Source organism: Solirubrobacter pauli (assembly GCF_003633755.1).
Taxonomy (GTDB): Bacteria; Actinomycetota; Thermoleophilia; order Solirubrobacterales; family Solirubrobacteraceae; genus Solirubrobacter; species Solirubrobacter pauli.
The window spans coordinates 2,418,126-2,442,699 of sequence record NZ_RBIL01000002.1 but is presented as its reverse complement, the minus strand read 5'-3'; the positions used below and the strand labels follow the sequence as shown (position 1 = coordinate 2,442,699).

Genomic DNA, 24,574 nt, shown 5'->3' with positions numbered 1-24,574 from the left:
CGCAACAGCGCTGCTGGGCTCGTCCGTGGCGTGCAGCGAGCACGTCACGGACGAGCAGCAGCGCCTGAGGCTCAGTTCGTCGTGGTCTGCAGCTCGTCCAGGGTCGGGTAGTCCGTGTAGCCCTGCGCGTCGCCGCCGTAGAAGGTGGACCCGTCCGCCTCGTTGAGTGGTGCGCCCTCCCGCAGGCGATGCGGGAGGTCCGGGTTGGCGAGGAACGGCCGGCCGCTGGCGAGCAGGTCGAAACGACCGTCGGCGATCCGCTCCGCGGCGCCCTCGAAGTCGAACTCCTGGGAGAACCCGGGGTTGGCGATCAGCGTGCCGGGATAGAGCTCACGCGCTTGGTCGAGCACGTCGTAGCCCGCGTGCGGCGAGGAGTCGAGCACGTGCAGGTACAGGAGGTCGAAGCGGGCGAGTTCCTCGTAGAGCGCGGCGTAGGTTGTCTGCGGATCGGCTTCTTCGACGTCGTTGACCGCGTGGCCGGGCGAGACGCGGATCGCGGTGCGGCGCTCGCCGATCGCGGCGGCCACGGCCTCCACGACCTCCACCACGAAGCGGATCCGGCCCGCCACGTCGGAGCCGTATCCGTCCGTGCGGTGGTTGGTCTTCTCGGCGAGGAACTGGTGCAGCAGGTAGCCGTTAGCGGCGTGCAGCTCGACGCCGTACGCGCCCGCGGCGAGCGCGCGCTGCGCGGCGTGCACGTACTCGCCCTTGACAGCCTCCAGCTCGTCCGTCTCGATCGCGCGCGGCTCCACGAACGGCACGCTGCCGTCGCCAGTCACCACGGTGCCCTCGGCCGTGACCGCCGACGGCGCGACGGGCTGCTGGTCGCCGTTGAAGACGGGGTGCGCGACGCGTCCGCCGTGCATCAGCTGGATGACGAGCTTCGCGGGGCCGGCGGCGGCGACGGCCTGGGCGACCTTCGCCCAGCCCGCCTGTTGCTCGTCGGAGTGCAGGCCCGGCGTGTCGAGGTAGGCCTGAGAGATGGCCGAAGGCTGCGTGCCCTCGGCGATCAGGAACGCCGCGCTCGCGCGCTGCGCGTAGTACTCCGCGTTGAGCTCCGCCGGGACCGTGCCCTTCGCGCGGTTGCGAGTGAGGGGAGCGAGCGCGAGCCGGTTGGGCAGAACGAGGTCACCGCGCTCGTACGGCGCGAAGAGCGGATCAAGAGCCAAGGTACGTCTCCAACAAGAAGTAGTTCGTCCGGGATCGAACGATCAGTCCCAGGCTACCAGCCGGTTGCGGAGTCAACCATTACCGAAGTTGCAATGCTGCCCGTCTCGCGCAGCGGCTCACGGAAGGTGATTGCCGAAATAGCGTTTCTCGACGATCTGGCTACTTCTGCGTTCAGGCGAAAGCGGCAGCATCGCGCTCGATGCTCACTGCCGCAGGTATTCCACTGAGGGAGCCCCACGGGACGGCTCTCACGTCGATGGTGGAGGCCGGACATTTAGCCTTACCCAGGATGGACGACCGACCCAGCGAGCGCGTCATCGAGCAGCGCCTTCGGAACCGCGCAATCGAGTCACTCGACCTTTTGGCCGAAGGAAACGACGGCGTGCGCTCAGTAGGACACGCCGAGTACGTCAACGTTTTCTTCGACACCATCGACGACGAGGCGCCTTGGCAGTGGCGGGACTGGTCGACGTTCACGCCGGTCGAAGTGCACGAGTTGGACCGGGTCCAGCGATTGTTGCTGGAGGCGTGTGCCGCAACTCCGCGGATCTGTTCCGACGAGGAGTTCATCGAGTCGGGGTGGCCGGAACGCATCAAGCCTGTCGCGGCCGGTGCGCTGAAGCTCATGCGGGAGAGGGGACTCTTCCGTGAAGATCGCGAGGAGGACTCGCCCTCCGGCCCGGGGCCGTCAGAGTGACCGGCACCAGCGGGCATTCGGTTCGGCTGCCCCTTCGAGGCAGACGCAGAAGTAGCGCTATTCGACGAAACCGCGCCTCTCAATCTCGACGAGGTCGGTCCCAGTCCTCTTGCGCCTCACGGGCTCGTCTACTGCGGCGGAGCGCGCGGTGCCGGGCGGACGCGCGAGCGCGTCGACGGTCGACCCGAGCCATCAGCGTCCAGAACGCCCCGGCGGCGAGGATGACGAGGCTTCGCCATCCGACCCCGTGGATGAGCGCGACCACGAATAGCGGGACGGACACGACAGCACCGAGGATGTCGAACCAGTAGGCACTAGACCAGAATCGGTGCACAAAGGGCACGTACCCGAACCCTGGCCTGATCGTGTCGACGGAGGGATCCTTTTCGACGATTTGGCCATCGTCGGTGGGCACCTACAGAGGCGGCGCGTGTTTCGCGACGCGTTCGTCCCGGTCTCGCCGCCAGTACGACGCTGTCTGACGTGGCGCGGGCATCGCCACGTTGCTCCGGGCGAGAAGTAGCAGTTGGCGCGCGGGTCTCAGACGCCGTCGACGTACGTCTTCCAGGATCGGGGTGGGACCGTGAGCAGGCGGTGCACGTCGTTTGCGGCTTCCATCATCGGTATCACGTCGCTGAGCGGATACGGGGCTTCCTCGTCGAGGTCGAGCGAGAACTCCACGGGGCCATCGATGGTGGATCGATCAAAGTCCAGGATCAGATTGAAATACGCGATTCCAGCAAACTCGTCGTCCATGTAGGTCGCTACTTCGCGCAGGAGCTGGATCTGATGACTGTCGTCGGTGGTCCCGGCGATGGCGCGCACGAAGTCGTCAGCTTCAGACCGCGGGAACCGATCGTCGATGGGGAGCCGTGCCATCGCGAGGAACTCTTGGACCGCGGCTCGCGCCGGCGCCTGTTCGCCGAGCGAGTCGAGTCGCTGGCGGAGGTGGTCGGGGAAATCGTCGAAGTCCATGCCGTCCATCCCGTGTCGACGTGAGTGCCCTCGCCGCGTGGCGCCGCTCGCCGCGCAATTGCAGGATCAAGGTAGACGGCAACGACCGCGACGATCTCGACTAGAGAAAGCGCTCGAAGAGTACCCGCCAAAGTGGTTCTTTTCGACGATTTCGCTACTTCGGCAGAATCCGGCGCTACCGCGTCGCACGGTGGCTGTCGCATAAAGCTGGTGTCGCGGTGAGCGCGGCGGGGCTCGGCTGGGTTGCGACCGATTCCGTCGTCTCACTTCCGCTTGTGCCTCAAAGCGGAAGCAGCCTGGCTTAGCCTTTCGCGTGTGAGCGATCGCGCGGGGCCGTTCGCTCGCCCGGGCCCGGGAGCGGAACCGCGTTTTCCGCACACGGCGGGGACGCGTGGCGAGGGTCGAGTCGCGTTGACGCAAGGTTCCAGTCCGGCCTCATAGCATCGCGCGGCATGGCGCGCATCGACGGCGCGTGTTAAATGGGAATCGTGCGCGCACTCCTCGCGACCTCCCCCGGTCTTGGCCATGTGTTCCCGACGATCCCCCTGGCACACGCGCTGCGTGCCGCCGGCCACGAGGTGCTGATGGCGACCGCGGGCGGCAAGGAGGCCGCGAACGCCGGCCTGCACGTCGTGGACACCGCGCCGGGTGTCGACATCGGCGCGGTGTTCCAGCAGGCGGCCAGCGAGCAACCCGAGAAGTTCGACTACAGCACGGACGTCGACACCGAGAAGGGGTTGGAGTTCATCGGCGCGATCTTCGCCAAGTTGTCCGGCGTGTCGGTGGACCTGACCGTGTCGGCGGCCGAATCGTGGCGGCCGGACGTGGTCGTGTACTCGTCGATGGAGGGCACCGGGCCGCTGGTCGCCGCGAAGCTCGGCGTGCCGGCCGTGTCGCACGGCTTCGGGTTCGGCGACGAGGCGTCGATGACCGAGGCGATCTTCAAGAAGATGGTGGAGGAACGCGAACGGCATGGCGTGCAAGGGTTTCCCGAGGTGCGCGAGTCGATCGACGTGGCGCCGCCGAGCATGGTCGACCGGCCGGTGCGCGGCTGGCCGATGCGGTACGTGCCGTACAACGGAGGTGGCGTGCTGCCCGAGTGGGTGCTCGAACGGCCCGCGCGCCCGCGCGTCGCGGTGACACTCGGCACGGTGCTGACCCAGGTCGGCGCGCTCACGTCGTTGACCAAACTCGTCGACGTGGCACGGCATCTGGACGCCGAGTTCGTACTCGCCCTCGGCGACGCGGACCCGTCGCCACTGGGAGAACTGCCGGACAACGTGCGGGCGGCCGGGTGGGTGCCGCTGTCCGCGCTGCTGCCGACCTGCGCGGCGCTGGTGCACCACGGCGGGGCCGGCTCAACGCTGACCGCGATCGACGCCGGAGTCACACAACTCGTGCTGCCGCACGGCGCCGACCAGTACATGAACGCGGACGCCGTGGTGCGGCGCGGACTCGGTCTGCGTTCGGAGCCGGATCAGGTGGACGCGGAGCTGATCGACCGCCTGCTCACCGACCCGGGGCTGGGCCGGGCCGCCTCCGAGGTGGCCGACGAGATCGCGACGCTGCCGACGCCCGCCGACCTCGTGCCGAAAATCGCCGGCCTCGCCTGACTTTGCCAGGGGTGCACACCGTGGCGTGCACTGATCCCTTGGGCTGACATTGGCGCGTGGCAGGTGAAATGGCGAGGCTAGCGGCTCGGCGACCGCGCCGGCATGTATTCCACGAGCGCGGTGCCGTGCCAAGCGCGGCGAGCCACTCGACAGCGCGCTCCTACCAGTAGGCGCTGTCGCTGCTGAGGGCCGCCGTGAGGACTGTCCCCTACGGAAACAGTGGTCCTCGCAGTTTGCCGACGTGTGCAACGCCGTCCCCTGGCGCGCGCTCGAGCAGGGGGAGCAGACTCACAAGCGCCTCCTCGATCGGGAACCATTCGCCACGCGATCCAATCTCGTAGCGCCCTCCGTTCGATCGGAGCGCCGTCTCTCCGCTTGCAGATGCAACCACTGCGCGCATCGGGTCAGTCTGCCAGCGACGGATTCGCATCGACGGCACAAGTGAAAGTAGCGCTTCTCGACGAACTCGCTGGTCACCCCTGCCTGTCTCGTCTGTCGCTTTGGGAATGCCGGGGTCGGTTTTCGATGGCTTGCTGGCTGCCGTGCGCACTGGCCACTGAGCGACAGGTCGCGTAGGCTCGCGCCGCTGATGAAGCGCCTACTGCTCCTCTGCGTTGGTTGGCTCGTGTTCTACGTGGTCCTGGACGGTGTTCTTGACGCCGTCGACGCCCCCTGGTGGGCGTCGGTCGTCCCTGCTCTGGTGGCCGTTGCGGGGTCGATGGCGTACTACCGGTTGCTGCGGCCCCGCCGTGCGCGCGAGCACCTGCTGAAGCAGGTCGATCCCTCGGCCGGTCCGCCGCCCGGCGCCACGGCGGTTCACGTGCCGCTGATCGAGCACCTGAGCGCGCTCAGCAACGCCAAAGACTACGACGCCCTGCGCTCGCTGCTCAGCGACGAGTTCGCCATCGTCGCCGGGCGATTCATCCTGGAAGCCGAGGACTACATCCGATCGCTGAAGGCCACCGATCGCTACGAGCCGGGAACCCACACGACCGACGAAGTCGTCGTGCATCCAGACGAGCCGGACGTCGTCTGGGTTCGCCTGACCGCTTCACGCAAGCCGCGCCTCGGACCCGCATATGTGTCGACGAGCTGGACGCGGGTCACCGTCTCCCCTGACAGACGTCGGGTTCTCAGCATCGCCCACGCCGGGGTCACCCAGGTGGCGTAGCGACACCGCGCGCGCTTCTTCGGTACGAGTGGACCAGCACGCTTTCGAGGGGATGGCGGCTTTCCGTCGTCATTGCGAATGCGATTCCCCCACGCTCGATTCCGCGCAATCCGCCGGCGCGTCGCCCTCGACGAGGACCCACGAATGGACGGTGGGACTTCGTTCCTGTCCGATGACCGAGACGTTGTCGGACCAGCGGAACTGGTCGACGAGAGCTCTGCAGATCGCCACCAGCGAAGGCCTACCGCGCAGGGACGTTCCGAGCCGGGTGAACACCCATGCCGTGCCGTGAACGATCACAACGCGACGAACGTGCCAGCGCCCGTCAGGATCGGCTTCCCGCAAGAGCCTCAGGGCTCGTCGCGCGCGCTGACGGTCCGCTCGGGTTTGGGGTCGCTGCTCGCCCACAGCGAGCGATAGCGAGCACCTTCCGCACCTCGCCACTATCGCGAGCCTGCGCGACGAGGCAACCGCTGTCGACGGATGTCGCACACGGCCGAATCGAGTGGTTCTTCTCGACGGTTGGGCGCCGTTATGGGGGGGCGGACCAGGTCTTGGGCGCCCACGATGGTCATGCTTGCTCGGAGAAGCGTCCTTTTCGACGGAGACGCTTCTTTCGCTGCTGCCCGGCACACTTGAGCGGTGACCGGCTTTGACACTCGCTGCCCGTGAAGATCGTGCCGCCCGAAGACGACGGGCCTCGAGTCAGCCACCCGGGTGCATTGTCGCGCGATGAGCTGATCGCACTCGTCGAGAAGATCTTGCGAGCGGACGGCACGGAGGCCGAGCACCATGAGCTGGTGCGGCGTTTCGAGCACAGCGTCCCGCACCCGAGGGCTACAGACCTCATCTACTGGCCAGAGTGACGAGCCGACGGAACGTTCATCGAGAAGAGCCCGGCCGACATCGTCGACCTTGCGCTGTCGTACCGAGCGATCGAGCTCGGTCCCTGAACCAAGCGACGCGAGCGCTCTGACCATTGGCGTGTGCGAAGGCGAAGTGGTCGTTTTCGACGAACTCGGTACTCCGAGCGAGTCGCTCAGCCGCCCACGCCAGGCCTCGAGCAGCGACGAGTCAGCCCGCGGCCGCCCAGCGCCGACCGACTCTGAGCCGCCCGGTTGCCTACGCCCGCGCGCCCAGCGCCTCTCCCGCCGGCTCCGGCGCGCGCTGCGCCGCGGGTTCGCGCAGCAGCAGCGCAACCGCCGCTCCGCCGGCCAGGCCCAGCAGTCCGGCAACGAGGAAGGTCGTGCCCAGCGCGCCGCCGACGGCCGAGTGGATCGCCGCGTCGAGGGTCACCCGGGAACCGGCCGGGGCGGCCGCGAGGACCGCGGCGGAACCGCCGCTGCTCACCGCGTGCGCGATCTCCGCGCCGCCCGCCAGGAGGGTGTCGACCCGGGCGCTGAAGATGCTGCCCAGCACGCCGATGCCCGCCGCGAATCCGAGCTGACGTCCCGTGTTCACCGCGCCGGCGGCCATCCCGCCGCGCTCGCGCGGGACCGCGGCCATCGCCGCGGCGACGACCGTCGGGACCGCGATGCCGGTCCCGACCCCGATCACGGCCAGCCCGGGGAGGACCGCGGCCCATCCGGAGGTGCCGTCGAGGCCGAGCATGAGCAGGTCGCCGACGCCGATGACCGCCAGGCCACCGCCGACCGTCCAGCGGGGCGAAACGCCGTGCAGCACGCGACCCAGGCCGCCGGCGACGAAGAACGCGATCCCGCTCAGCGGCAGCGTCACCAGACCGGCCGAGATCGCGCCGAGGTCGAGCACGGTCTGCAGCCAGATCGACACGTAGATCAGGCCGGCGAAGGCGGAGATCGAGAGCAGCGCCGCGGCGATCAGCACGAGCACGAACGAGCGGCGGCGCAGCAGGGCCAGGTCGAGCATCGGCTCGGCCACACGCCGCTCGATGGCGACGAACGCGCCCAGCGCGGCGACGCAGACGGCCAGCGCGCCGAGCGTCTGCCGGGAGCCCCAGCCCGCCTCGGCGACCCGCACCAGCGCGAAGGTCAGCGCGGCCGCGGCCAGGGTGAAGGCGCCGCCGCCGGCCCAGTCGATCCGCGGGCGCCGCGGCAGGCGCGACTCGCTGAGCGTGCGCCGGGCCATGACGACCGTCGCCAGGCCGATCGGGACGTTGACGAAGAAGATCCAGCGCCAGGAGAGGCCCTGGGTGAGCAGACCGCCGACGATCGGGCCGGCGGCGACCGCGGCACCCGAGGTCGCGCCCCAGATGCCGAAGGCGGTGCCGAGATCACGGCCGTGGTAGGCCGTGTTGAGCAGGGCGATGGTCGTCGCGAGCATCGCCGCGGCGCCCGCGCCCTGCACGAACCGCGCGGCGACCAGCAGCCCGACGGACGGCGCGAGGCCGCAGGCCAGCGACGCGGCGACGAACACCGTGAGGCCGACGAGGTAGGTCCGGCGGCGACCGGCGGCGTCGGCGATCGAGCCGACGAGGAGCAGCAGCGCGGCGAGCGCGAGGGCGTAGGCGTCGACCACCCACTGCAGGCCGGTGAACGAGGCGTCCAGCGCGGTCGCCATGTCGGGCAGCGCGACGTTCACGATCGACACGTCCAGGAGCAGCATGAACGTGCCCAGGCAGACGGCCAGCAGCGGCGCCCAGCGTCGGCGACCGGGCGCGACAGCCGTGGGAGAAGCGGAAGAGGTCATGCGCCGATGGTGTCGCGCATCCCCCTCTGCGACCCAGCGGAACGGCGTTTCGCGCAGAATCCCGCCACAATCATGCCTGTGGAGACGGAAACCATCACCACGGACCGGCTCGACCGCCGGATCATGAGCGCCCTCCAGTTCGACGGACGCGCCTCGTTCCGACGCATCGCCCGGGCGCTCGGCTCCTCGGAGCAGACGGTCGCCCGCCGCTACCGGCGCCTGCGCGAGGCCGGCATCCTGCGCGTCGTCGTCCTCCCGGACCCGCGCGCGTCACGCGAGAGCCTGTTCGTCCGCATCCGCACCGCGCCCGGCGCCGCGGCGCCGATCGGCAAGGCCCTCGCCGGACGGCCCGACGTCTCGTGGGTCACGCTCGCCGCCGCCGGGACCGAGGTGCTGTGCTCGCTCCGCATCGACGACCCGCGCGACCGCGACGACCTGGTCCTGAAGAACCTCCCGCGCCTGAGCCAGGTCACCGACGTCTCGACGGCCACGATGCTGCACATCTTCGCCGGTACCGGCCTGCAGGAGTGGCAGGGCTTCGACGCGCGCCTGAACGCCCAGGAGATCGCCGCGCTCGGCGCCCGCTCGCGCCGCAACGTGCCAGTGCACGAGCCCGGCCTCACCCCCGACGACGACGCGCTCCTCGCCCCGCTCGCCGCCGACGGTCGCATCTCCTTCGCGGCGCTGGCCGCCGCCACCGGGCGCAACGAAAGCGCGGTCGCCCGCCGGGTCGAGGCGCTCCTGGAGCGCGGGGTGCTCTTCGTCGACGTCGAGGTCGCCCACGCCCTGATCGGGTTCCGCGCAGCCGCGACGCTGTGGCTCACCGTCGCCCCGGCCGACATCCACCGGGTCGGCAGCGAGATCGCCCTGCACCCGGAAGTCGGCTTCGTCGGCGCCGTCTCAGGCCCGGCCAGCCTCGTCGTCGCCGTCACGTGCCGCGACACCGCCGACCTGTACCGCTACATCACCGAGCGCCTGGCCCCGATCACCGCGATCCGCCAGCACGAGGTCACGGTCACCGTACGTAACCTCAAGCAGGCGGGCACCGTGATGGACGGCGACCGCCTGCCGCGGCTCTAGCCGCGAACGTCGCGTCTGTCGACGGACTGACGCCCCCACGGCCGGCGAGTGGCCGCCTCGTCGGCTTGCGCGCGCTGCCCCCGATCTCAGCGAGGGACGACAACGTCGTACCGCCGTGCGGTCCTTGCTCGCGACTTGTCGCCCAGGTGTTCGTAGGCGTACAGTCGACTCGTTCTCATGTGGCGTTGGTGGGCGCTCATGGCCGTCTCGTCGCTGCTGGTGCTCACGTATCCGGCACATGCCGTCGCGTCAGCCACCTTTCTCGATCCTGACGCTCGGGTCTTCACGCTCGTTGATCCCGTCGAGGTCGAGGGCGAGCCCTCGTTGCCGCCGTATCTGCTCCCCGAAGCGCCGCCTTTGGCGCTCTTGAGGCAGGGCGCCTTCCCCGATGGGAGCGTGCTGACCAACTACGGTCGGCTGTGGCCGAGCGGCTTGGTCACACGTGATCGGTTCGGGGGTCAGCTCGTCGACGCAGCGGGTTCGCTGCTGAAGGTCCAGGACGGCCGTGTCGTGCGCTTGGATGCTCGATCGGGCGCCGTCGCTTCGGTTGCCGACGTCGGTGGCCGTTCGCGCATGCTGATCGCGCTGGACGACGGCCGTCTGGTCGTGTCCAGGGATGAGGGGCGTCCGTGGTGGATCGATGCGAACGGCGCCCTCAGTGAGGTCCCGGGCGTCACGGTGGCCAACGATGAGCTCTCACCGATTGCCGGAGGTCGGTTCCTGGTCTGGAACGGCCAGGAGCTTGTTCTGGTGCAGGCTGACGGCGGCAGTCGTCCGATCGCTCGCCGCTCTTGCTGTCCGACATTGACGCCTCTCCGCGATGGTCGCGTCCTCGTCACCGGTCGTGACCTGGGGGCACGTGGCCTGGATCTCGTCGCTCCCGATGGCACGCTGACGGCGATCCACGATCGGCGCCGGCGGGTGTACGGGAACGGAGACGGGGCGCCGGCTCTCACCGGTGCCGGATGGTTGCCGCAGGCTGCGGTGAATGGAAGCGCCGTTCACGCGGCGGACGGCTCGTTGATCTTCGCGAGCGAAGACGCCGAAGAGCGGACGAGCGTGCGCGCAGTCGTGCCGCCCGCGAGCCGACGCGCGCGGGTGGCCTTCACGCAACGGGCGTTCCGGACGTTCGCGGACGGTCGTGTGGGCTATCTCGCGCCGGTTCCAGGTCGGATCGAGCTGGAAGTGCGTTCGCATGGGCGCGTCGTCGACACGGTGCGTGCCGACGCCCACGTGCCGGACGGTGAGCTCGAGCTCAGCCGCCGACCAGGCGTCGGACCCTATGAGCTGCGATTGCGGCTGCGCACCAGGGACGGTCGGGCGGAGGCTCGCGCAGCGATGGACACGCGCAAGGTGCTGCCGATCGCGGACGCTCTGACCCGACTTCGCCGTGAGCAGACCAGCTCCGAGCAGGTCGACGAGGGATACCGGATCGGATACGGGCTACGACGATGCTCACGTCGCTCCGCGCGCCGTGTGGCGTGTTTGTCGTACCGGTTCGACCACGGCGTGCCGCTCGACGGCAGCCGAGACTTCAACTCCTCGTACTCACCAGCCGCCTGGGTCACGGCGACGCTGGGACGCGACGGCATCCGCACCACGCGCGACGCGCGTGGGTTCGCGTTCATCGTGCTGAACCTCGGTGTGACTGCCAAGCGCCGGCAGACCGGCGCCATCCGCTTTCGGGCGAAGATCGGGCAACGCGGCCGCGCCGAAGCCGTCGCGACGATCCGTGTGCGTGGTGGGGCGACGCCGCTAGTCGTGCGCCAGACCCGCTCGTTCCGCTCGCGAGGCGTATGGAACGGCCGGCTTCGTCTCCCACTCGCTGCGCAGGGGGTCAGCGCGAGCGTGAAGCTCGTCGTGAAGGTCTCGGTGCCGGCGAAGGTCGGACGCGCATGGCGGCGAGCGGTCCTGAATCCCATCCGCCTGGCACCAGCCACCTGACCCCCGTTCGGTGACGATGCCGCGTGCGTGCGCGTCCCGGCGCAGTGCTTCGCCTAGCCGATGCCGTCGACTGCGACGACGAAACCGCTTCGCACCCGGACGCTCACCCGATCGGGGCGATGGTCCGCGCTGCCGAGCAGCGAGCGCCCGTCACGCGCCTCTCGCAGCCGCCTCTCGCGGCACGGTCGCGCGCGACCGCCTCGGGCCGGCCGATGAGGTCGCGGGCGTCGATGCGGCGGAGGTCCTGAGCCGTGGTGACCGCCGGGCATGGCTCGTGCCGGTGGCAATGCTGTCGATCATCGGCTTCGGAGTTGCCTCGGCGCGACGCTTGGCGAGTCCCTAGTCGTCCACGTCAGGCCGCGTGCTGGTCGAACTGCGGCAGGTCATCGGTGATCCGATGCCAGGGCGCTTTCGAGCCGACGAAGATGTGCTCGCTCGGCCGGATCGACGGTGCATCCACGAGTGATCCCAGCGCCACGTGCACGTACTCGCCCTCACGTACGACCGAGAACAGCAGTGAACCGCACGTCGCGCAGCGGGTGTCGTTGAGGACCGCATCGCCGACGACGAGCAGCGCGTCACCGGGGGAGAGCATCCTCAGCTTCTCGCGCTCGATGCCGGCGAACGGCTTGAACGCCGAACCGGTGGCCGCCCGGCAGCGCGAGCAGTGGCAGATGCTCGCGTACCTGAAGTCATCGGCGACGCGATAGCGCACCGCACCGCACCAGCAGCCGCCGTCAAGCTCGCGCGCGCTCATCCCCACTCCGTTCTGCCGTCAACAACCGACGTCCAACGTAGCCGTGCCTCGCTTGCGCGGCGATCATGCAAGCTGGGCGTCTCCTCGCCTGCGTGGCCGTCCAGGCCGTCGTGACCGGGTTGAGCGCAGCCACCGACCACCGGTTCCGGCTCGCCGTCCAGCCGGCCGGGGCGGACGGCGCGACGCTGACGTTCAAGACGGCCGAGCCGGGATCGACGGTGGCCCGCCCGCCCGTGGCGAGGGGCGGGCCTGAGCCGTCAGCGGCCGACCACGCGCACGCTTCGTGGGCCGGCGGTGCCGGGCTTCCCGCCCGCGGGCGTGAAGGTGACCGACACCTTGATCGTGCCGTGCTTGCCGCGCGCGACCAGCCGCCGGACCTGCTTGGCCGTGATCGTCACGGTCAGCGCTCCCGCGCGCTTGGCCGTGACCCGTTGGCCGATCGAGCGCTTGCCCTTCGACGGGCGCCCGACGATGTCCAGCCGCCCCGGCCCGCTGACACGCAGCTTGAGCGTGAGCGCGCCCCGGCTGGTTGCCTTCAGGCTGGTGATCGTCACGGTGCCGCCCGGCGTGTCGGTCGCCGCGGGGGTGGTGGTCGGGGGCACGGTGCTCCCGCCGCCGGGCAGCGGTGCGCCGACGACGACCGGCCCACCGCTGCTCGGCGTCGGAGTCGGCGTCGGCGTGGGTGCGCCACCGTCCGTCGCGGGCTTCGCGGAGATCGTCAGATCGGCGCTCGCACCGGACGTGAACGCGTAGTTGGCCGACGACAGCAGGCCGGGCGCGCACGCGATGACCCCCGCGTAGGTGCCCGGCTCGTCCGGACGAGCGCCGATCGAGCACGCGGGTGAGCCCGTGATCAGGCTCGTCGTGGCGGTGTCGCCGAGCTTGAAGTCGGCCGGGTTGAGCGTCCACGACGGCACCGGGTCAGCGTCGCCTTGGACCTTGGTCGCGGGCGCGGCGTCGACGCGGATCGTCGCCTTGCGCACGTCGAAGCACATCGGCGTGCGGTCGGCGTCGGCCGAGTCCGCGTAGCCGCTGCCGGCGCGGTACTCGGCGCGGAAGCAGTAGGTGCCGGCCGCCCGCGGTGTGAACGCGGGCGCGGCCGCGACCCCGTTGACGAGGGGCGAGGTCCCCACGTCCGTGCCACCCGTGGCGCACCGGAACGGCTCGACCGGGCCGCAGAGCGCGAACCGCACCGTGCCGACCGGGGTGCCGATCGTGCTGGTGACGGTCGCGTTGGCGCGGATCGCCGCGCCGTACCCGATGGCGCTGGACTCCGGCACCAGCCGCGTGGTCGTCCCCGCCCCGGCGACCGTGACGCACGCCGCGGTCGCGCTGCCGGCGGAGGCGTTGTAGGACGTCGCCCCGGCGTAGGCGGCCCGGAAGCAGTAGACGCCGGCGTCGCCGGGGGTGAACGCGCTCGACCGGGCGGTGCCGTTGTCGAGCGTCACGCTGCCGATCGACGCGCCGCCGCCGCTGCACGACTGCGCCGCCGGGAGCGGTCCGCAGACCGCGAACTGCACCGTTCCCGTCGGCGTGCCCGCGCCGCTCGCCACCGTGGCCAGCGTGGTCACCGACTCACCGCGGACGATCGACGTCTTGCTCGGCGTCGAGGCGGTCGTCGTCGCGGCCTTGCCGACGGTGACGCACCCGTTCGCCGTCCCCGCGGTCGCCGGCCCGTGGGTCGCGTCGCCGGGATAGTCCGCGCGGAAGCAGTACACCCCCGCGGAGCCCGGCTTGAAGCTCGCGAGGTTCGCGGCGCCGTTGACCAGCGGCGCCTGCCCGGCCGCGGCGCCGCCGGCCGTGCAGCCGCTCGCCGCCGCGAGCGGTCCGCAGACCGCGAAGCTCACGTTGCCGGTCGTCGTGCCCGTGCTGACGATCTGCGCGCGGACGCCGACCGTCGCGCCGTAGACGATCGACGCTGAGCCGACGGAGATCGTCGCGGTCGACGGGCGCGCCTTGACCTGCACGCACCCACTGCTGCCCGAGTTGGTCACGCGCTCATTCGCACCGGCGAACGACGCGCCTTGGCAGTACGAGCCGACCTGCGTCGGCGTGACCGGCGTCCCCGTCGCCTTGCTGTTCACCACGTTCACGGTCTCGATCACCGCGCCGCCGAGCCCGCCCTGGCGGAACGCCACCGTCCCGGGCGGCGACGATCCCCCCGAGCCGGTGACCATGGCGACCGGCCGCGTCGACTCGCCGATCGTGATCGAGGGCGGGTCGAACGCCACCGTGGTGGTGGTCGACTGGTTGACCGGCACGCAGCCGTTCTCGTAGCCCTCGGACGATCCGAGGAAGGTCGCGTTACCGCTGTAGGTCGCCCGGAAGCACCAATAGCCCGCCGCGGTCGGCGTGAAGCTGGCCGACGTCGCCTTCGACGCCGACAGCGTCACCGGCCCGCCGACGGCCGTGCCCCCGCTCATGCAGCCGGCCTTGGTGGGCAGCGGCCCGCACACCGCGAAGCTGACCGTTCCGGTCGGCCCGGACCCGGTGCTCCGCACCGTCGCCGTGCCCTTCACCGAATCCCCGGCGGAGATGGCCCCGAAGGGCTCGGTCGCGACGTCGATCGTCGTCCCCCACACCGAGAAGCCGCTCACCGACGTGCACAGTTCGTCGTTGAAGAGGCCGGTGGTCGCCGCGTCCCACCCGCTGCCGGGGGTCGGCGTGTACTGCACGACGTAGCAGTAGTTGCCGTTCGCGGTCGGTGTGATCGTCGGCAACGTCGCCACCCCCGACACGACCGGAACCGGCGACCCCACCTGCCGCGGGTAGTCCGGCCAACACCCACCGGTGTGGTCCTGGGGCCCACAGACGAACAGCGTGGCCGTGCCGGGGGCGTACTGCCCCTGCCGGGTGATGAACGCCGTGTTCTTGATCGTCCTGTCGACCGGGTACCGGAAGATGAGGTCCGGGTTGGTCGCGAGGCCGATCGACGGCGGCGCCGCGTGCGCGGGCCCGGCGAGCACCGCGAGGGCGAAGAGGGTCAGCGCGCCGGCGAGCACGCGGCGCAGGAGGGTCGCTGCAGGCATCGTCCGAGTCTTGTGCGCGACCGCCGTCCGCACACCGGGGGACACCCGAGACGTGCACCCGAGGCTTTTGCTGCTTACGGCTGTTGGTGGACGCCTCGGAGCAAGATGGAGAGGTATCGGCGGGCGTGGGCGGCACGCGCCTCGACGCTGTCAGAGGAACGAAGGCGCGCCGCGTAGGCGACGGCGCACATCAGCGGGGCGACGTCCGCGGCCGTCAGCGTGGGGCTGACCGCGCCGTGGGCCTGTGCGCGCGCAAGGAGCTCGCCGAACAGGCGGCCGAGCCGGTGTTTGCGTTCCGCGGTCGCCGGCAGGACGCTCGGCGCGGCCATCACCGCCGGGATGGAGGCGTCGGTGATCGAGGCGTGGGCGGCGTCGAGCAGGAAGTCCTCCAGCGCCGTCCAGGGGTCGTCCTTCGCGAGCGCTTGCTCAGCGAGCGTCTCCAGCGACTCGAGACCGGGCGCGGCGACGGCTTCCATCAGGGACTCGGGGCTCGGGAAGTGCCGATAGACGGTGGCGACCCCGACCGAGGCGGCCTTCGCGACGTCGTTGAGCTGGATCGGCGTGCCCTCGTCCACGTAGCGGCGACCGACCGCGACGATGCGTTGCCAGTTGCGGTTCGCGTCCTTGCGCAACGGTGCCGACGTCACGCGTCCCAGGATAACCGGATACTTCATCCGATTCGGCGCTACGATCAAACGGATACTTCATCCGATTGAGGGCGAGTGATGAGCCAAGACATCCAGGCCGCGAGCGACAGCCTCGTGATCGACGGCCGGAAGCGCACCTACACCGTGGTGGCGGGTCCCGCCCCGCGTGCGGCCCTGCTGGTCTTCCATGGCTCCAGGCAGAACGGCGTCGTGCACCGCCGGTTCACGGGCGGCAGCTTCGACGCGCTGGCGCGCACGCACGACGCGGCCGTCGTCTACCTCGATGGCTACGCCGGCAACTGGAACGACGCCCGCCGTGAGAGCCGCTTCAAGGCCCGTCGCGAGAACGTCGACGACGTGGCCTTCACGCGAGCGGTCGTCGGCCAGCTCGCGTCGAGCCACGGAGTGGACACCGGGCGGGTGTTCGCCGTCGGCTACTCCAACGGCGGCCAGATGGTCATGCGCCTCGCGCACGAGACACCTCAGCTGCTCGCCGGCGCGGCGGTGATCGCGGCGACGATGCCGACCCCGGAGCACTTCCTCCTGGACGGCGCCACCCCGGCCGCCGTCCCGATGCTGCTGATCCACGGGACCAAGGATCGGATCGTCCCCTACGAAGGCGGCGAGCTCGCGTGGTGGGCACGCGCCCTGTTCAAGGTCGGCGGCAGCAACCTCTCGATGCCCCAGACGGCCGCGTACTTCGCCGCGGCCAACGGCCTCGACGTCGCACCGACGACCGCGGTGGTCGCGTCGGACGGAGCCACCACCGTCGAGCGCCTCGAGTACCGCGCCGGCGGCCGCCCACCCGTCGTGCTCTACACCGTGATCGGCGGCGGGCACACCATCCCGGGCCCGAAGGCCGCGCCGTTCATCGTCGGCCGCACGTCCACGGCGGTCGACACCGCCACGCTGCTCACCCAGCACTTCCTCGACGGCGCCGTGGGGGAGGCGAGCGCCGAGAGCGCCGTCTCTAGCCGGCCCGCCTCGTGACTCCCGTGTCGGCCCCCAGCCGCAGGTTCACCGCGGCCGGGGCCAGCGACGACTCCAGGGCCAGCAGCGACGCTCCGAACACGCCCGCACGCGGTCCGAACGCCGCGCCGGCGACGCGCACCTGAGGCGAGACCTGGTCGTGCACGACATCGCGGACGCCTGCGACGAGGGTCGGGCTGGACAACGCCAGCTCGCCGCCGAGCACCACGGCCTGCGGCGAGAGGAGTCGCACCGCATTGGCCACCACGCCACCGATCGCGTGTCCCGCGTCGTCGAGGAGGCCGTTGATGGTCCGGTTCCCGGCGGCCGCGAGTCGGGCGAGATCGCGCACGGCGTGCACGGGTCGTCCCGCGCGCGATGCGCGCTCCATGATGGTTGCGCCGCCGGCGACCGCGCCGACGCATCCGACGTTCCCGCACGCGCACGCGACGTCGGCCTCGGCGGGGACCATCACGTGCTCCAGGTTGATGCCCAGCCGGTTGGTTCCGCGATGGATCCGGCCGCCACGCACCAGCGCGGACTGGATCGAGGCGTCGATCTCCAGGAACAGCAGGTCCGCGGCCTTGCGTCTGGGATGTCGTGATTCGGCGAACGCGGCGGCGCACGCGTCGTGCTCGACCATGATCGGCGCGTCGTACCGCGCCGCGAAGTAGTCGTGGGACTGGCGGCAGACCTCAACGAGCGGCCAGCGGCCGGCGGAGGGGTCGGGGACGACGGACCCGGGCGCCGCGAGGCCGATCGCCATGAGCTCCCGCGTGCCCGTCCCGGCCTGCTCGAGCGTGTTGCGGAGCAACGAGTGCACGATCTTCAGGCGCGTCGCCACCGGCGTCGTCAGCTTGACCTCGTGGCTCTCCTCGGCCAGCACGACGCCCGCCATGTCGATCGCCGCGGCGCGCAGGTGCGTCGACCCGAGGGAGGCGCCGAGCACGACGCCCCGGTCGCTGTTGAGGCGCAGCACGTCTGCCGGGCGTCCGCCCGTCGACGGGCGCCGCGTGTGCACCGTGATGTAGCCGTGCTCGACGAGATCGCGCACGCGGTCGGACACGTCGGACCGGCTGACGCCGGCGAGCTCGCACAGCTCCGATCGTGTCACTCCGTCCTTCTGGCGACGGATCACGGCAAGGCAATGCCCTGCGCTGAATCGTGACGCAGCGTCGATGAACCGGGGGTCTGGACGTGTCATCGGGCGGGCTCCACCGAGGAGGTAGCTGGGTGCGGAGGCCGCGCGTCCGTCCGCCGGTACGGCGCGACGGTCGAGCTGGCCAGGCTTCACGTGCTCGGGGAACCATACTACCGGTATGTTGCTCGCGCCACAGCCGCCCCAAGCCGGGCCCGATCTCGGCGCGTGGGCCATACCGCCGGCACAGCGCTCCGAGGGACCGATAACCCCGTTCTCGCAGCCTTTTCGGCTCCAGGCGGTGATCGCCGGCCGCTGACCGGGTGTCTCGGACGATTCCTCGGGCCGCTGTCGTCTCGATCGACCCAGGGCGCGCACACCGACAGTACGTTCCGGCATCGCGGGGCTGGCGCTGTCCACTTCCGGTCCAGACCGGGTCGGGGGCGCTGCGGCCATACCCACGGAACGTCAAGGACCGAGTTGCACCGCGAACCCCCCGATCGGGGCGATACCGCTGGTATGCAAGTGGACTATCCTTTCGCGCATGGCCACCAGAACACAGGCGCCGTCTCCCCAGAAGGCGGACGAGCTCGCGCAAGCCGCGTTCGCGTTGTTCTGCAGCCGCGGCATCGACGGGGTCAACCTCGATCAGATCGCCGCCGCGGCGGGCGTGACCAAGGGCAGCCTGTACTGGCACTACTCGTCCAAGAAGGACGTGATCCTCGCGGCCGCCGACCTCTACTACACGCGCTGGCGCGAGGAGATGGCCGCGGCCACCGGTCCGGCCGTGACCATGGTGGACAAGCTCGAGGCGGCGATCGCGTACTCGGTCCGCAGCTGCCTGCTCAACGACGCCAACCGCATCTTCTCCACCGAGGTCATCGCCCTCTCCGTCTACGACTCGGATCTCCGGGCGAGCTGGGCGAACTTCCAGGACGAGGTCGACCGGTTCTTCCTCGGCCTCACCCACCAGGCCGTCGGCAACGGCGAGCTGCTGTGCGAGGACGTCGACCGCGCAGTCGACCTGATGATCGCGGCCATGGAGGGCATCAAGCAGATCGCGCTGTTCCGGCCGCAGATCTGCGCCCCCCAGAGCGAGCAGCGCACCTGCCGCCGCCTCATGTCGCTCCTCGGCACCCCGGCCTGAACGGCACGCGGCGCGTCCGCTCAGGCGCGCGCAGCGGACTGACCGCCCACGCCCTCCATGAGGTTGCTCAGTGCGTGACGAACGCCTCGTCTGACCGTTAGCGGCCGCTGGTCCGACTACCGGCTTGCGCCATGAGCTGGCACGATGCGTCAGTGGAACCTGGCGACTGCGCCGCAGCGGAACCACTGGCCGGACGGCGACTGGCGCGTCGGTCCGATGGGTGAGGGCGCCCGTCCCCACGAGCTGCCGGCCGCCGTCCTCGACGACGTCGCCCGCGTCAGCGGGGCACCAGTCGCGGTTCTCGATCGCCTAGCCGGAGGCATCCTCGCCGGTGCGACGCGGGTCCAGCTGGGCGCGCGGGCAACGGCAGTGCTGAAGGTCGAGCCCCGGGCACACCCCGACCACATCCATGACGTGTTGCGCGCCCAGAGAGTGGTCGAGCACATGCGCGGGCGCGGCTATCCCACCCCGGCCTGGCTCGGAGTCGGGGCTACAGCTACGCACGTGTGGCATCTGACGGACTACGTCGACGGCACTCCCGCCGGGACGTTGACCTCGTCCCTTGTCGAGCAGCTGGTGGAGATCGTCGAACTGCAGGCTGGCCAGGGCTCCGAACCCTACGACCATTGGCTGTTCGCCTGGCGGGTCGTTTCCGGTCAGGAGTCGAGTGTCGCCGGACTCTCGAGGTATTCCGCGCGAGTGTCGGCTCTGGTCGAGCGCGCGCGGCTGATGTGTGCCAACGCCTCACCACCGAAAGCAGCACCAGACATGGTCCATGCGGACCTCAACCCCAGCAATGTCCTGGTCCGCGACGGATCGGTGGTCGCGCTGGTGGATATCGCGAACGCAGGAAGCGGCACGCGGGCGACCGATCTCACGACGCTGCAATGGCACACCTTCCACCATGCGTTGGACGGTGTCCGGATGCGATTGTCCGCCAAGATCCTCGACGCGGTCGGATGGGATGGGGCGGCGATGCTCGCAGCGACACAGATTCTCCTGCAGCTCGAGTGGCCCATTCGCCTGCGACGCCACGATCTCGTTCCCGGAGTAGTTGAGCGCGCCAATCGCCTCCTCGATGAGCTTGAGGCGCTTCGCTGACGCCGCCCAAGATCACGACGTAACGAGATCGACAGCCCGCACAGGACCGAAGGAACTATCGAGTTCGTCGAAACGGGCTATTCGCCGTCGTCCGGTAGCGACCGGCCTGATCGATGCAGCCATCGGCCGCAGTCGTTGCATCATGGCCGGCACAGCGCACGCGGCGATAACGGTTGGACGCCACCGCTGCTTCCGATGCGGCGGTCCTGCTCCCCGCCGAAAGAGCGAAACCGTCGAAGAGGGCCACTAGCGTTCGCGGACGTCGCTTGCGCCGGACCGGGCCAAAGCGCGGACTAGGCTGCCGTCGTGAACGTCGCCGCACGAGCTCGGGAGCTTCTCGCCCAGCCGGACGAGGATTCGCTAGTGCCACTGTGGCAACTCGCTCGCGACGCCGCTGAGAGCGGTGCGACGCGGGAAGAGCTCATCGCGGTATTCGAGGGTCTTCGCGACGGAGCCTCAGAAGAGCAAGAGGATCGCCTGCTCGAGATCCTCGACTTCGTCGTCGGCTGGTGCTCTCCCCGCTGGCGCGTGTTTCCGTAGGCGCGAGTTCGTCGAAAGCGCTGTCGCACGAGGATCGGTCAAGCTCGCGCGGCGTCAGCTGATACCGCGCCGGGTATCGAACCTACGTGCTGCGCCTGTTCTTCGTTGCTTGGCTGATCGGCGTGGTCGGCATCGTCATGTCCGGTCAGGTCGACGAAGGTTGGCTCGCGTTGTCCGGTGTCGCGGGCCTGATTGGGAGTGCATGCGCTGCTGACGTAGCGCCGTTTGCCTTGCGCGAACTAGCGCCTTCGTCGACAACAACCACTTTGGAGCTGTCCGTGCCTCCCGCCAGCTCGGACGGCTGGAGGGTCCAGCTACCAGGTAGACGCGACCAGCCACACGAGCAGTGCGATCGCCGCGGCCCCAGCGACGAGGTAAAGAGCCACGACGATGGTCCGCCATGGCTGGCGGTTCGGTACCCAGCTCAGGAGGCGTCAAGGACGAAGGAGAACGCGTCGGCGATCACGCTTGTCGTCATTGGCGTGGTGGACGATTCGTAAACGACCACGCGCGGATGGCGTCGCTTCGACGCGCGTCAACCACGCACGGTGACGAGTAGCGAGTCCGTCGACAAGCACTATCTTGCTTCGGCTGGTGGACGTGCAGATCCACCTTTGGTCTCTGCGCGCCGGTCGCCGCGCTGAGACGATGGTCACGTGCGTTGTCGTCGGACCCGCCGAGCGGGCGCGCGGTTGCTGATCGGGTCACCCCTCGTGGCGGGGAGAAACCGCGTTGTGATCGGCCTTGCGTGTAGTGCGGGGGTGTTCGCGATCCACGATCTGCCGTGGCCTGAGACCGCTCGCGCGCAGTACAACAATTGCGGGTTTGATCGGGACCGGCGCATCGAGTTTCGCCGCCACATCAGCTGCGCTGAGGCTGAACGCGTGCTCCGGCAGCTGAAAGGCGCGAGAGACACCGTCCCGATGGTCTGTGGGCGTCCTCGAGTCCTGCAGGGGTGGCGGCTGTCCAACCCGGAAAGAGACTTCGGCGTCGTGTGGACCGACTACCGACATGGCAAGGTCTCATTCACCTACCAACGGGCCGATCACGTCGGTCACAGGGCATGGTGCCCACCCGAAGCCGAGGAGCTCGGCCAGGAGGGCGTGTAGCCCACGCCGGCGAGCGCGCGATCTCGAGCACGCTTGCTTCAGCTGAAGGCGGACGCAGCGCAGGTCCTGGCGTTGCGTGGCGTCGCTTCTCGTGCGAAGCGAGAGCGATCTCCCGGTCGGCCGAAGGAGTGGAATCGTCGAAAAGCACCATTCCCGCCGCGCGACGGGAGCTTCCGCGCTCGACAGACGCGTGACCGAGCCGGAAGGTAGGTTGACGCCCTCGTGTCGCCACTCAATCGGATCACACAACTCGTTGCGCCGCCCTCGTCGCCGAGACCTTCCACGGCACCTGTCGTCGAGTGCCGAGGCCACCTGCAGCCACTGCCGACTGACTACCGGGCGCTCCTGAACACCTACGGCCTGGGAGCGTTTCGGAAGAATTTTGCCGAGGTCCACATCCTCTCGCCTGCCAACCCGCACCCGGTCTTCGACATCGTCACCCTCACACGCGAGACCGCCGAACTGCTCGAGACCATCTATGAGGATCTGCGCAATGACTGGCTGCCTCACGCGTTCTGGCCAGACCAGCCCGGGCTGCTGCAATGGGGCGCCGCCGAGATTGAGAGCTTGTGGTGGCTGACGGAAGGTGAGCCCGACGAGTGGCCCACCGTCGTGATGCGCGATACCGAGCAGATCTTCGATCGTTTCGACATGACGGCGACCGAGCTGCTGCTAGGGCTGATCGACGGGCCATCGCCGACCAGCTTGATCTCGCCGCTCTCGTGTCCCGGCGTGACGTTCTCAAGGAGTCCGGCACGGGCCGGCGGCTCCTACGACTGAGATTCAGGCGCGCGATGCCGCTCGTCGAAGAACACATCCGCCGGGCGGCCGCGGAACGTCAGCGAGGGGGCGGAAGCAGAAGGCCCGCGCTTGCCGAGATCATCGGCGGACGGCATGCGTGGACCGTCTCGATGATCTCGTCGAGATCGATCCCCTGCAAGTAGATAGACGTCACGCCGCGGTTGCGGTGACCGAGTTGGCGCTGGATGACGTTCAGCGGCACACCCTCGCGAAGCAGCTCAAGCGCGTGAGCGTGACGAAGCTGATGCGGTACGAATCGTCGCCACACGCCAGCCCGGGCGGCTTGCCGGTGTAGCGTTACTCGCGCAGCCGAGGCACGCCAGGGGCGACCACAGGAGCGGCCGTTGACCACGCAGAACAACGGTCCGACCGGCATCTGCTCGCGCGCTCGCAGCCACGGCTCGAGCTGCGCAAAGCCCCAATCGTCCATCCCAACTTCACGACGTCGGCCGCCCTTGCCTCGCCGCACCAACAGCGAGCCACGGCGCCGGTCCAAGTCGAGCTCGGTCAGATCGAGCGCCTCCTGCACCCGAAGACCAGAGCGCCAGAGCACAGCGATCAAACCGCGGGCACGTAACCCGTAGAGCCCGTCGCCGCAGCAACGCATCACCGCGATGATCTCCTCGACCCGCGGTGGATCGGGCGGGTATCGCCGTCCCCTGGTGCGCGACGAGCGACCGGCTCGGTAGCCTCGCGCTGCGGCCGGCGATCGACCGCCGCTCGGCAATTTCGACGACGTTGACACAGACATGGCGCCTCCTCACGGCTCGACGCCGCGAGGCGTACCACCGCGTCAGAACCGACGCAACCGTCGAAAGCGCTGCTCTCGGCAGCCTGTGGGATCACGCCCGTCCGGCATCGGCGCAGGGTGCAGAACGAGAAGCGATGATTCAGCCTGGTGCTCGACACCGACTACATCGATTTTCTCTCCGTGAGTCCGAATGGGCACGCGGTCCTGCACATCGTCCAGCAGGACCGATGGACAGGAACCGACGACCAGCTGTTGACCTTGCAGGCCAAGGTCAACACCTATCTCGCGTTCGTGCTGGACGGTCAGATGGCCGCCGATCATCCGGATCTGGCCGACCTTCCGTGGCGCATCGCCCTCGACAGCCGGGCCGGCGCGCCGGACACCCGCACCGCACAGTTGCTCTCGTTGCTCGCGGATGGTGTCAGGGCTCACGGTGGGGACTTGTACGAAGTTCCGAAGTAGACGAGACCATCCCGGCGGCCCGACGATGGGCGGTTGATGTCCGGGAACGCTCCAACCGTGGCGGAGCCAAGCAACGTCGACGACCGGAACAGGACGAGTTCGTCAAGACGCTCGTTCGGGTCACGGTTCGAAAGGGACTTCAGCGAGTTGGCACCACCGCTGAAGCGTGGGTTGCAGGAAATCGGGCCGGGGGTCGGCAAGCCAGGCGTCGCGAAGTGCGATCACCGTGTCTGAGAAGCGGTCATGGTCGGGGGCCGCGCGAGCGAGCATGCCGCACGCGTAGATCAGCGACCACATCGGCGCAAGCTTGGTCCATCTCGAGCCGGGATCGGTCAGCGCGCGCAACGCGATATCGACGCTCAGGTGCTCGAGCGCCGACGGGATCGCGTGCTCAACGCAGAACCAGTGAATGTCGTCGACGAGTCCCGTCACGGGCTGTGTCTGTATCGACCACGGCCAGTCGCAGTCGCCATAGCGCGCCGACATCAACTCGCGCGGACCCGCGAACAAGGGGGCGTTCAACCGCGCATCAGGGCGTGGCCGCTGCGCGCTGGTCGCCGTGAACGCCATCTCGGTCTCCCAGGTCCCGACCGGCCACACGACAGTGTCGACCGAGAACTGTGCCCGCGCCGGTTCGTTGTACTTCCAGCGCGAAAGCACGATCAGAACCCACCCCTCTTGGGCGCTTCCGTACCACCAGGTGGTCCCCTGACGTCTGAACCCGCGCTCACGAAGCAACGGGTGCAGATGTTCGCGTGCGAGCCCGTCCAACGCATCGATCGAGGACACGCCGAGATCCTGTCAGC

At 69.5% G+C, this 24,574-nt stretch carries 23 protein-coding genes; 14 read left to right on the top strand and 9 right to left on the bottom strand.

The genetic code is table 11. The features are described from left to right. Positions 1–71: 71 nt before the first annotated feature. A complete protein-coding gene (locus C8N24_RS30990) occupies positions 72–1,169 on the bottom strand; it encodes an oxidoreductase (RefSeq protein WP_121257558.1) in 1,098 nt (365 codons plus the stop codon). A gap of 290 nt (positions 1,170–1,459) precedes the next feature. Between C8N24_RS30990 and C8N24_RS30985 the strand changes: the two genes are divergently transcribed. Continuing rightward, a complete protein-coding gene (locus C8N24_RS30985) occupies positions 1,460–1,867 on the top strand; it encodes a hypothetical protein (protein ID WP_121257556.1) in 408 nt (135 codons plus the stop codon). Positions 1,868–2,407: 540 nt separating this feature from the next. Here the strand turns inward: C8N24_RS30985 and C8N24_RS30980 are convergent. Then, positions 2,408–2,842, bottom strand: a complete 435-nt coding sequence (locus C8N24_RS30980; protein WP_147448071.1) for a hypothetical protein — start codon at positions 2,840–2,842, stop codon at positions 2,408–2,410. A gap of 488 nt (positions 2,843–3,330) precedes the next feature. Between C8N24_RS30980 and C8N24_RS30975 the strand changes: the two genes are divergently transcribed. From C8N24_RS30975 to C8N24_RS30965, 3 genes are all read left to right on the top strand, one after another. Continuing rightward, the gene (locus tag C8N24_RS30975; RefSeq protein WP_121258163.1) at positions 3,331–4,455 is read left to right on the top strand and encodes a nucleotide disphospho-sugar-binding domain-containing protein; all 1,125 of its coding nucleotides are present in this window, start codon (positions 3,331–3,333) and stop codon (positions 4,453–4,455) included. A 589-nt stretch (positions 4,456–5,044) separates the two neighbouring features. Then, positions 5,045–5,626, top strand: coding sequence for a hypothetical protein (locus C8N24_RS30970; RefSeq protein ID WP_121257552.1), 582 nt, complete (start codon positions 5,045–5,047; stop codon positions 5,624–5,626). Positions 5,627–6,294: 668 nt separating this feature from the next. Next, positions 6,295–6,492, top strand: a complete 198-nt coding sequence (locus C8N24_RS30965) for a bacteriocin immunity protein (RefSeq protein ID WP_211340197.1) — start codon at positions 6,295–6,297, stop codon at positions 6,490–6,492. A gap of 256 nt (positions 6,493–6,748) precedes the next feature. Here C8N24_RS30965 and C8N24_RS30960 read toward each other — a convergent pair whose 3' ends face one another. Beyond that, on the bottom strand, positions 6,749–8,293 hold the full coding sequence (locus tag C8N24_RS30960; RefSeq protein ID WP_121257550.1) for an MFS transporter: 1,545 nt from the start codon (positions 8,291–8,293) through the stop codon (positions 6,749–6,751). Positions 8,294–8,371: 78 nt separating this feature from the next. Between C8N24_RS30960 and C8N24_RS30955 the strand changes: the two genes are divergently transcribed. Both C8N24_RS30955 and C8N24_RS30950 read left to right on the top strand, forming a co-directional pair. Further along, positions 8,372–9,373 carry an Lrp/AsnC family transcriptional regulator gene (locus C8N24_RS30955; RefSeq protein WP_211340196.1) on the top strand — a complete coding sequence of 334 codons (1,002 nt, stop codon included), beginning with the start codon at positions 8,372–8,374 and terminating at the stop codon, positions 9,371–9,373. 198 nt (positions 9,374–9,571) lie between these two features. Continuing rightward, the gene (locus C8N24_RS30950) at positions 9,572–11,317 is read left to right on the top strand and encodes a hypothetical protein (protein ID WP_147448070.1); all 1,746 of its coding nucleotides are present in this window, start codon (positions 9,572–9,574) and stop codon (positions 11,315–11,317) included. 352 nt (positions 11,318–11,669) lie between these two features. On the opposite strand, the gene C8N24_RS30940 is transcribed toward C8N24_RS30950, so the two are convergent. The 3 genes from C8N24_RS30940 to C8N24_RS30930 all read right to left on the bottom strand — a co-directional run bounded on the left by C8N24_RS30940 (position 11,670) and on the right by C8N24_RS30930 (position 15,750). Further along, positions 11,670–12,074 (bottom strand): GFA family protein, encoded by a 405-nt coding sequence (locus C8N24_RS30940; RefSeq protein WP_121257542.1) that lies wholly within the window; start codon positions 12,072–12,074, stop codon positions 11,670–11,672. Positions 12,075–12,331: 257 nt separating this feature from the next. Further along, the gene (locus tag C8N24_RS30935; protein WP_147448069.1) at positions 12,332–15,103 is read right to left on the bottom strand and encodes an Ig-like domain repeat protein; all 2,772 of its coding nucleotides are present in this window, start codon (positions 15,101–15,103) and stop codon (positions 12,332–12,334) included. Between the two features lie 74 nt (positions 15,104–15,177). Beyond that, positions 15,178–15,750, bottom strand: a complete 573-nt coding sequence (locus tag C8N24_RS30930) for a TetR/AcrR family transcriptional regulator (RefSeq protein WP_121257538.1) — start codon at positions 15,748–15,750, stop codon at positions 15,178–15,180. Positions 15,751–15,828: 78 nt separating this feature from the next. On the opposite strand from C8N24_RS30930, the gene C8N24_RS30925 reads away from it, so the two are divergent. Next, complete coding sequence (locus tag C8N24_RS30925) at positions 15,829–16,740, top strand: CE1 family esterase (protein ID WP_121257536.1); 912 nt, start codon at positions 15,829–15,831, stop codon at positions 16,738–16,740. Here the strand turns inward: C8N24_RS30925 and C8N24_RS30920 are convergent. After that, a complete protein-coding gene (locus C8N24_RS30920; RefSeq protein WP_281272696.1) occupies positions 16,721–17,923 on the bottom strand; it encodes an ROK family transcriptional regulator in 1,203 nt (400 codons plus the stop codon). The genes C8N24_RS30925 and C8N24_RS30920 overlap by 20 nt on opposite strands. A gap of 478 nt (positions 17,924–18,401) precedes the next feature. Here C8N24_RS30920 and C8N24_RS30915 point away from each other — a divergent pair, with 478 nt between their 5' ends. The 6 genes from C8N24_RS30915 to C8N24_RS30900 all read left to right on the top strand — a co-directional run bounded on the left by C8N24_RS30915 (position 18,402) and on the right by C8N24_RS30900 (position 22,534). Next, positions 18,402–19,004: a TetR/AcrR family transcriptional regulator gene (locus C8N24_RS30915; RefSeq protein WP_121257532.1), complete on the top strand. Its 603-nt coding sequence runs from the start codon at positions 18,402–18,404 to the stop codon at positions 19,002–19,004. Positions 19,005–19,148: 144 nt separating this feature from the next. Next, positions 19,149–20,105: a phosphotransferase family protein gene (locus C8N24_RS30910; RefSeq protein ID WP_211340195.1), complete on the top strand. Its 957-nt coding sequence runs from the start codon at positions 19,149–19,151 to the stop codon at positions 20,103–20,105. A gap of 306 nt (positions 20,106–20,411) precedes the next feature. Beyond that, positions 20,412–20,645 carry a hypothetical protein gene (locus tag C8N24_RS33465; protein ID WP_147448068.1) on the top strand — a complete coding sequence of 78 codons (234 nt, stop codon included), beginning with the start codon at positions 20,412–20,414 and terminating at the stop codon, positions 20,643–20,645. Between the two features lie 86 nt (positions 20,646–20,731). After that, the gene (locus C8N24_RS30905; RefSeq protein ID WP_121257530.1) at positions 20,732–21,145 is read left to right on the top strand and encodes a hypothetical protein; all 414 of its coding nucleotides are present in this window, start codon (positions 20,732–20,734) and stop codon (positions 21,143–21,145) included. 261 nt (positions 21,146–21,406) lie between these two features. Beyond that, the gene (locus C8N24_RS33460) at positions 21,407–21,754 is read left to right on the top strand and encodes a hypothetical protein (protein ID WP_147448067.1); all 348 of its coding nucleotides are present in this window, start codon (positions 21,407–21,409) and stop codon (positions 21,752–21,754) included. 222 nt (positions 21,755–21,976) lie between these two features. Further along, entirely contained in the window at positions 21,977–22,534 is a 558-nt protein-coding gene (locus C8N24_RS30900; RefSeq protein ID WP_121257528.1) for a hypothetical protein, read from the top strand. A gap of 58 nt (positions 22,535–22,592) precedes the next feature. Here C8N24_RS30900 and C8N24_RS30895 read toward each other — a convergent pair whose 3' ends face one another. Next, entirely contained in the window at positions 22,593–23,162 is a 570-nt protein-coding gene (locus C8N24_RS30895) for a tyrosine-type recombinase/integrase (protein ID WP_170179540.1), read from the bottom strand. Between the two features lie 291 nt (positions 23,163–23,453). Here C8N24_RS30895 and C8N24_RS30890 point away from each other — a divergent pair, with 291 nt between their 5' ends. After that, positions 23,454–23,768, top strand: a complete 315-nt coding sequence (locus C8N24_RS30890; RefSeq protein ID WP_121257524.1) for a DUF6572 domain-containing protein — start codon at positions 23,454–23,456, stop codon at positions 23,766–23,768. Positions 23,769–23,888: 120 nt separating this feature from the next. On the opposite strand, the gene C8N24_RS30885 is transcribed toward C8N24_RS30890, so the two are convergent. Further along, positions 23,889–24,557 carry a hypothetical protein gene (locus C8N24_RS30885; RefSeq protein WP_121257522.1) on the bottom strand — a complete coding sequence of 223 codons (669 nt, stop codon included), beginning with the start codon at positions 24,555–24,557 and terminating at the stop codon, positions 23,889–23,891. Positions 24,558–24,574 lie beyond the last annotated feature (17 nt).

Coding starts and splice junctions, on each gene's coding strand:
- C8N24_RS30920 (WP_281272696.1), bottom strand. CDS start 17,923: ATGACACGTCCAGACCCCCGGTTCATCGACGCTGCGTCACGATTCAGC.
- C8N24_RS30960 (WP_121257550.1), bottom strand. CDS start 8,293: ATGACCTCTTCCGCTTCTCCCACGGCTGTCGCGCCCGGTCGCCGACGC.
- C8N24_RS30910 (WP_211340195.1), top strand. CDS start 19,149: ATGCGTCAGTGGAACCTGGCGACTGCGCCGCAGCGGAACCACTGGCCG.
- C8N24_RS30940 (WP_121257542.1), bottom strand. CDS start 12,074: ATGAGCGCGCGCGAGCTTGACGGCGGCTGCTGGTGCGGTGCGGTGCGC.
- C8N24_RS30985 (WP_121257556.1), top strand. CDS start 1,460: ATGGACGACCGACCCAGCGAGCGCGTCATCGAGCAGCGCCTTCGGAAC.
- C8N24_RS30895 (WP_170179540.1), bottom strand. CDS start 23,162: ATGCGTTGCTGCGGCGACGGGCTCTACGGGTTACGTGCCCGCGGTTTG.
- C8N24_RS30950 (WP_147448070.1), top strand. CDS start 9,572: ATGGCCGTCTCGTCGCTGCTGGTGCTCACGTATCCGGCACATGCCGTC.
- C8N24_RS30970 (WP_121257552.1), top strand. CDS start 5,045: ATGAAGCGCCTACTGCTCCTCTGCGTTGGTTGGCTCGTGTTCTACGTG.
- C8N24_RS30915 (WP_121257532.1), top strand. CDS start 18,402: ATGGCCACCAGAACACAGGCGCCGTCTCCCCAGAAGGCGGACGAGCTC.
- C8N24_RS30980 (WP_147448071.1), bottom strand. CDS start 2,842: ATGGACTTCGACGATTTCCCCGACCACCTCCGCCAGCGACTCGACTCG.
- C8N24_RS30925 (WP_121257536.1), top strand. CDS start 15,829: ATGAGCCAAGACATCCAGGCCGCGAGCGACAGCCTCGTGATCGACGGC.
- C8N24_RS30935 (WP_147448069.1), bottom strand. CDS start 15,103: ATGCCTGCAGCGACCCTCCTGCGCCGCGTGCTCGCCGGCGCGCTGACC.